General features: G+C 57.1%; 1 protein-coding gene. It reads right to left on the reverse strand.

Annotated elements, in window-relative coordinates; translation table 11 throughout:
- Positions 1-362: MucR family transcriptional regulator (locus EH240_RS39565; protein WP_245436716.1), on the reverse strand; the 362-nt coding region annotated here is incomplete at its 3' end.
- Between the last annotated feature and the right edge of the window lie 283 nt (positions 363-645).

Here is a 645-nt window from a genome sequence, read left to right on the forward strand (position 1 = left end):
GCAGGCTTGAGAGCCTGCGGTTGTTCTGCGGAAACGCTGCCGGCCGTTCCTTTCAGTGCTGCATGTACTTGGCCGATCAGGGCGGGGAGATCGCCCACCGGGACCGGGTTGTTCGAGACATAGGCTGAGACGACATCCGCGGTAAGCTCGATGAGGGCGTCGAGGCTGTGGTCGGCTTCTTCTGTCATGAAATTCTCCGGTTGGCTTGAAGACAGCAGGCGAAGCCTCGCTACATAGTGATGGTTGTGGCTGAAGGCAATAAATGTCTCGGCAGCATCAGTATCGCCATAAGCTATTGCTAATGCGCGTTCGCCCCGGAAATCGTTCGGCTGCCAGGCGCGCCGGAACAGATATGCAGCCATGCCGTCCTGAGCTTTTGTAATTCCGAAAGCAACGTGACGAAATTCCGCGCTACAGCAAATACGGCCAGGTGAACAAAACCGGCATTCGTCGTTCGTCAGTGACGTGGGCCCAACGGGTCCGGTCTATTCCCGGCGACTTCTTGGGATGACTATTTGTTTTTTTGCGAGCTGATCGGCCTTTCGCCGGAGCTTGGTCCAAGAATGAAGTCAAACACGGGTAGGGGCTGACCGAGCGCTGTTGCCTGCAAAGCTGCCGGGATCCGTGCCGCGGCTTCTGCGTATT

Source organism: Mesorhizobium tamadayense (assembly GCF_003863365.1).
GTDB lineage: Bacteria > Pseudomonadota > Alphaproteobacteria > Rhizobiales > Rhizobiaceae > Mesorhizobium > Mesorhizobium tamadayense.